This is a genomic window from Elioraea sp. (genome assembly GCF_051860475.1).
In the GTDB taxonomy this organism is placed as follows: Bacteria; Pseudomonadota; Alphaproteobacteria; order Acetobacterales; family Acetobacteraceae; genus Elioraea.
In genome coordinates, this window is the sequence record NZ_JBHYDW010000082.1 from 1 (window position 1) to 6,267 (window position 6,267).

At 70.9% G+C, this 6,267-nt stretch carries 6 protein-coding genes; all 6 read right to left on the reverse strand.

Features of this window, described 5'->3' with window-relative positions:
- Positions 1-616, reverse strand: a 616-nt coding sequence (terL, locus tag ACTIFU_RS14520) for a phage terminase large subunit (RefSeq protein WP_439579032.1), incomplete at its 3' end; no start/stop codon positions are given.
- Entirely contained in the window at positions 613-906 is a 294-nt protein-coding gene (locus ACTIFU_RS14525; protein WP_439579033.1) for a hypothetical protein, read from the reverse strand. The genes ACTIFU_RS14525 and terL, both read right to left, overlap by 4 nt.
- Positions 903-3,194 carry a glycosyl hydrolase family 28-related protein gene (locus ACTIFU_RS14530; RefSeq protein WP_439579034.1) on the reverse strand — a complete coding sequence of 764 codons (2,292 nt, stop codon included), beginning with the start codon at positions 3,192-3,194 and terminating at the stop codon, positions 903-905. Before ACTIFU_RS14530 ends, ACTIFU_RS14525 begins: the two co-directional genes overlap by 4 nt.
- A gap of 11 nt (positions 3,195-3,205) precedes the next feature.
- The gene (locus ACTIFU_RS14535) at positions 3,206-3,640 is read right to left on the reverse strand and encodes a hypothetical protein (protein ID WP_439579035.1); all 435 of its coding nucleotides are present in this window, start codon (positions 3,638-3,640) and stop codon (positions 3,206-3,208) included.
- Entirely contained in the window at positions 3,640-5,520 is a 1,881-nt protein-coding gene (locus tag ACTIFU_RS14540; protein ID WP_439579036.1) for a hypothetical protein, read from the reverse strand. Before ACTIFU_RS14540 ends, ACTIFU_RS14535 begins: the two co-directional genes overlap by 1 nt.
- A gap of 1 nt (position 5,521) precedes the next feature.
- Complete coding sequence (locus tag ACTIFU_RS14545; RefSeq protein WP_439579037.1) at positions 5,522-6,091, reverse strand: hypothetical protein; 570 nt, start codon at positions 6,089-6,091, stop codon at positions 5,522-5,524.
- Positions 6,092-6,267: the final 176 nt, after the last annotated feature.

Consider the following 6,267-nt stretch of genomic DNA (forward strand, 5'->3'; position numbering starts at 1 on the left):
CAGGCTTGCTCTCGGTCTGGTAGATCGTGTCCGGCGTATGCGGCGTGCCGATGTAGAGCAGCGTGCCGCCCGGCACCAGGATGTACTCGATCTCGGCGAGCCGCGCGCGCAACTCGGCACGCTTGTCCGCGGTGTCGCTGTTGCCTGGCACCTCGATGTCGTCGCAGATCACCACCTCGGCGCGGCTGCCGGTGATGTTGCCGCCGATGCCGCGCGCGATCATCGAGGGATCGCGCGAGGTGCCGGGCCGGTTCACCGTGAACCGGTCGGAGGCCCACTCGCCGCCGTGACGCGGATGGAGGTGTCGGCAGAACGGATGGCGGCGGATGATCTGGCGCACGTTGCGCACCATACGGGTCGCGAGCGACTGTTCCGCCGACAGCACCATCAGGCGCAGATCGGGCCGATTGGCGAGCAGCCAGGCGCAGTAGAGCCCGACCACCGTCGATTTGCCGGCGCCGCGGAAACACATCAGCAGCAGCCGGGTCTCGTTGCGGCGCCACGCATGACCGAGCCAGCGCGCGATCCGGAGGTGATGCGCTGGGGTCGTGTGATTGTTGAGCCGGTTCCAGATCCAGACGAATTCGGGAAAGCGGATCTCGATGGGTTCGTTCATTCCTCCTCCTCATCCGGCGGCCCGCCGACCGCCTCGCGCGCCAGGGCGACCAGCCCGAAGCGTTCATCGGGCGCATCGGTGGTGCCCGGGGCGGGAGTTTCGGTGATCCGCGCGATCTTCAGGAGCAGATCGAGATGCGCGAGCGCGGCCTTGCACGCGGCGTGGTGTGCGGCGAACTCCTTCGGATCGGTGCTGGTCGGCTCGTCCTTGGCGAAGGCGTGGTAGGACGCGATCGCGCGCTCGATGGCCTGATCGACCTGCGTCGCGACCAGGCCCTTGAGCCTGCTCACGCCTTGGTCACGCGGACCCGGAGCGTGCCTCCCCCGAGGTCGATGGCGGAACCGGCGCGGTTCCAGGCCACGACCGTCACGGTGTTCGCTGCGCCGACTGTGCCGAGGAACAGGATTGCCGTGGTTGCGACCGAGAACGACGCCTCGACGAGATCGCCCGGGCTCGCGCCCGTCACGGTCATGTTGAACTGCGTCGTCGCGCCGGCGGCGATGCTCGGCGGGTCCCAGGCCGCCTCGGCGATCAGGTCGCGGCTGCCGTGCGGCAGGCCCGGCAGACCATACAGGAGCGCTGGCGCATGCCGCGGCTCGCAGTAGAGCCGGAGCGCGCGCGCCTCGTAGTCCTGGTCGACCCGGCAGATGCCGATGATGGCCGTTGCCACCTGCGGCGCAAGGCGGATCGCCTGCAGCCGGGTCAGGCTCGCATCGGTCATGTCGGCCGAGCCCTGCCACCACCGCGCGGCCGCGTTCCATGCGAGTGTCTGACCCGAGGCGCGCGCCATCATCCCGGTGGAGTTGGTGAGCAGCGTGCCGGCCGCGTCGAAGCACTGCACGAACAGCCGCGGTGTATCCGCATCGACCGCGAGCGCGATGTCGCGACAGGCCCGCGTGTCCACGACGAAGCCGAGGCCGCGCGAGGCGGTCATGGTGATGCCCCGCTCCGTGGGCGTGTAGCCGGAGAGGCCGGGGAAGGCGAAGTCGGCGATCTGCGCGGGCGAGCCGGAGACGTTCGTGCTGACGCAGGCGAGCTGGTCGAAGCCTGTCTGGCCCGCGGTCCAGCGGAACGAGGCGGCGCGGAGGTTCGGCACGCTGCCGATCAGCCGCGTCGCCTCGACATGGGCGGCCGATTGGTGGCGCGTGCGCAGCACTGCGCCCGTGCGCGTCACGCCAGCGTCGTACTCGACGTCGAGCAGGTAGCCCTGGCTCGCCCAGGCGACGTCATAGAGATGGTCCTGCGCGTTGCCGAGGTGGCGCGCGACGATCGGCGAGCAGCCCTCCATGCGCATGTCGCGCGCGATCACCGCGCGGCTGTCCACCTCGACCAGAAACGGGATCGCTGCGGTCGCGCCCTGCTGGCGCAGCTCGAAGTTCGGCGCATCGAAGACGTGGCGGTTGTGCGCGCGATAGGCGCCGGGCTCGGTTGAAAGGCGGACGCCGAACCGGTCCAGAGTGGGCCAGGTCGATGAGCTGACGGCGAAATGTCCGCCGTAGTAGCGTACCGAGACGTTCCACCCCGCGGCGGTGCGGCAGCGGATGTCGAGTCCGATCCGGTTGTCGACCAGCCGGTCGAGGATGAAGGTGCTGTCCTCGACGCCCCGCTCGTCGCCGAGTGTCTGCACGCCGATGGTGAAGTTGCGCGCCTCGGCGATGTGAATCAGGCTCACATCGACGTTGCGCACGACGACGCCGATGTCGCGCTCGTCGAGCCAGTCCGACAGGCTCGCGCGCTGGACCTTGATGCCCCAGTAGAGCTTCTCGCCGTTGCGCACCGCGCCGCCGTCGCCAAGGGTCAGAGCGGGTCCGGGCTGGAGCGGCTCGGCGAGCAGACGGCCGCGCATGACCAGCCCGGTGGCACCGCCCGGCAGCACCACGCCGCGCGTGATGCGCCAGGTCCCGTCCGGGATCAGCACGGTCCGGCCGAGCGCGCCGCCGGCGTCGAATGCGGCCTGGATCGCATCCGTGTCATCTACCGCGCCGTCGCCGGCGGCGCCGAAATCGGCGACCGAGAGCGCCTCGGTGAACTTGTCCTGCATGGTGCGCGGCATCGCACCGGCGCCATCCTGGCGGAACAGGCCCTGGCTCGTTCCGGTCTCGGCCGGATAGAGCTGCACGTCGCCCGCGGCGTCGAAGCCGAGCAGGCGCGAGGCGCGCGCGGCACGCACCGGCAGCACCGGCGCGACGCCCGCGTCGGTCGGTCCGAACTGCAACGCGCGGCTGAGATCGTCTGCGACCTGCTGCAGTGCCGCAGCCTGGTAGTCGAGCTCGTCGTTCAGCACGCGCGCGCGGAGCTCGCCGTTCTCCTGGAAGTCGCTCACCCGCTGGAGCGCCAGCCGGCGGCGCAGCGTGACGATGGCGCCGGCAGGGGGTGGGGCCGTGAAGGTCGCTGTCCCGCCGGCGGACTGCCCCGCGCCGGTGACCGTGAACCCGCCCGTCTGGCGCTCGCCGTTCACGAACACCTCGAGATCGCCCGCCTTGAAGATGGGAAACGGGAAGGTGAAGGCGCTCTGCGCGCCCGAGGCGACGTACTGCACGCGGGGCGTGACGTCGCCGATGACGATGTGCTCGGCCATGTTGGGGTCCGTCAGAGGTTGAGCAGGGAACGGAAGCTCGAGGAGAACCCCGTCGCGAGCTGCGAGCCGACACGGATGAAGGGGGTCAGGTTGAGCTGTTCGTCGAGCAGGCTGCGCCGTCCCGCAGCGATGCGCAGGGCGAACTGCCGGTCGTCCGCGGCCTCGCGCATCTGCCCCTCGTCCTCGAGGCTGGACAGCAGCGCCGCACCGGAGCCCTCGTCGGCAGGCACACCGCCTGCGGCGAGCCGGGCACGCGTCGAGGCGATGGTGCGCGCGAGCACCGCGCGGCGCTGCCGCGTGGACTCCTCGTTGGCGAGGCGCAGCTGGGCTTCGCGGTTGGCCTGGAGATCCTCCTGCTGACGGCGCTGCGCCTGCGCCTGCTTCTGTGCGCCGACGAGTCCGACCACGCCGGTGAGGAGCGATGCGACGGGAACGAGCTGTGCCATCAGGTGTTCAGCCTCATCTCGGTGGTGACAGACAGGAGTGTCATCGGCAGCGGTGAATCGCCCTCGATGCGCCAGAGTGGCCGCGTCGTGTCGCGTCGCCAGCCGAGGGCACGGATGGTCTTGTCGCCGGTGAAGGTCGGCGGTGCGGCGTCGAGCAGCAGCGCGCCCAGCCGGCGCAGCGGCACCGCCTCCGGCCCGCGACCGAGATCGACCGCGAGCGCGGCCGTCTCGAGCACCCGGAACGTGACCGAGACGAGCCGCACGGGGCCGATGCGCCCGCCGTACTGGGTCAGCAGCTCCGGCGGCAGCGGCTCGATCGTGTGGCGGAAGGCCAGTCCGGCCTGGACCGTGCGTGCCGGTGGATCGGTGGTGATGGCACCGCTGGTGACGGTCTGCGCGCCGCGCAGGGCCCCGTCGGCAACCACGAGGACGCTGCGCCCCGCGAGATGGTCGAGGCCGGACCAGGTGGTCGCACCGGTCGGATGGCTGCCGGTCACGGCGGCGTCCACGCCGAGCGAGTCGTCGAACCGCTCCAGCCGGTGCGTGCCGTCGCGCTCCACCACGACGAACACCCTGCCGTCTACCTCACCGACGGTGCGGAGCGCGCCGTCCGTCTCCTGGCGCGTCCAGGCCGTGACCTGCTCGGCCCGGAAAAGGGTCAGCGTCGCCATCCGGCCGTCCGCCATCACCAGGTGGAGCAGCCGCCGGGTCTGGTCATAGGCCATCGCGGCAGGCGTCTCGACGATGTGCCGCGCCAGCACCGCGAGGTCGGCCGCCTGGTAGGCCTGCTCGACATCGGTATAGGCGAACTCGTGCACCGAACGGCCCGAGCGGCTGACGAACACGGTCGCGCCATCGACATCGACCGGCGGCATGGTCCGTTCGACCGGTGAGCCGACGCGGGTCTGGCGGTTGAGCTGAATGCTGCCCGGCGTCAACGGATCGCCGCTGACCATCCACTCCGCGCCCGAGGTGAACACCTGCAGGTGCCGCCCCGAGAACACCGCGCGAATGGCGTTCACCTGGTCGGACACCAACGCGAATTCGATCGCCTGATCGTCCAGACCTTCGCCGAGATCAAAGTCAAACAGCGTGCCGGTGCGCGACAGCCAAAGCCGGTTCGGCAGGTCCCGCGAGCCGCCGATCACCAGCCGGTCCTGGTGGAAGCAGAGACTGACCGGCCACCCCCGCACTCCAGAGAACGCGGCCTCGTCCCACACCGAGGTCGCACTGGTGCCGTCGAGCGTCTCGAGCACGGTGGCCGTGGCCGTGCTCACGCCAGTCACCGCGTTGACAGTGACGCGCCTGCCCTGGATGCGGACCGTCGTGCCAGCATGGCCGGTCTGGAACACCGGGGCCGAGGCCGTGAGCGTCACCGCCCCGCTGGTGCCGGAGGCGGCGAGTGTCACCCCGCGCGCGGCGAAGCGGTAGAACGGCTCGGCATCGAAGCTCCAGGGCGTGATCGTCCAGGCGGTGTGGCTGGTGCGCGTGATCCGCTGCGGACGAACATCCGGGTGCGCGATCAGCAGCGTATCGGCGCTCTGGGTCCAGCTGAGCTGCCCGAGCTGCACTTCGGTCCAGGGCGTGGCGATGGACGCGACCTCGGCGTCCTCGCGATAGACGCCGAGCCGCCGGTCGGTGAGCACCAGCAGGTAGGTCTGCTCCGTGGAGAACTCGAAGGCGATCAGGCGTGCGGGGCCGGGCAGCGTTGCAAGATGGCGCAGCCCTGGGCGCCGGCGCAGCCCGCCCGTGGGCAGGATGAACACGTTGGCGAGCCGCGCCGCGCCGTTCTCGTAGGCGCGCAGATCCGCCCGCCCGAGCAACTCCGCGGAGAGCTCGCCGGCGGCGAAGCTGGTCTTGATCCGACGGATCGCGGACATCTCAGCCGCGCGCTCCGATCAGCGAGAAGTCCTGCACCGCGAGCGGGGTGTCCTGCTGGCTGTCGGTCAGGCGCGCAGCACGGAACTCCGCCTCTGCGAGCTTGAACATCAGCTCGGCGCGGGACGTGTTCTCGGTCAGCGGGATGACGAACTCGGCGGCGAGCCGGGCGATCAGCGCGCCGTCGAAGAACGGCGGGAAGGACTGCTCAGGCGGGCGGAAGATGTAGGTGAGCACGATTTCGGCCGGATCGGCATGCAGCCGGTTCTCGGCGATGCGGTAGGGCACGCCGCGGCCCTGCCCGGCGCGCCCGGCGGAGAGCGCGCGCAGGTGGTCTGGCGGGAGCTGGAAGGCGTGTGCGTAGTCGGCCATCGGCGGGGCAACGAGTCGCGGCAGGGAAGCCTGGGCCGTGGCGAAGCTCCACGGATAGGCCGAGAGCAGCGCGTCGCGCACCGAGGGGTAGAGATTGGCGGCGACCTCGGCCTCGGCGGTGCCTTCGTCGAAGGACGCAATCGTCGCCGCGCCGATCTTGAGCAGCGCGCGCGAGCAGAGCGCGAGGGCGGAGAGCGCCATCGGGGGAACTCCAGTGGACAACTGACGGATCGACCCCCTTCCCCCGCCATGCGGGGGAGGGCCGAGGAGGGCGCCGCGCGCCAGCGGGGTTGGGCGGGGGCCCCAACCCCGGGGTGGGGGGGTTGGCCGCCGGGGGGGGCGGGTGCGCCCCGCAACCAAACCCCACAACAACCAGC

Excerpts from the sequence above, each read along its gene's own strand:
- ACTIFU_RS14540 (WP_439579036.1), bottom strand. The coding sequence starts at position 5,520 with ATGTCCGCGATCCGTCGGATCAAGACCAGCTTCGCCGCCGGCGAGCTC.
- ACTIFU_RS14530 (WP_439579034.1), bottom strand. The coding sequence starts at position 3,194 with ATGGCCGAGCACATCGTCATCGGCGACGTCACGCCCCGCGTGCAGTAC.
- ACTIFU_RS14535 (WP_439579035.1), bottom strand. The coding sequence starts at position 3,640 with ATGGCACAGCTCGTTCCCGTCGCATCGCTCCTCACCGGCGTGGTCGGA.
- ACTIFU_RS14545 (WP_439579037.1), bottom strand. The coding sequence starts at position 6,091 with ATGGCGCTCTCCGCCCTCGCGCTCTGCTCGCGCGCGCTGCTCAAGATC.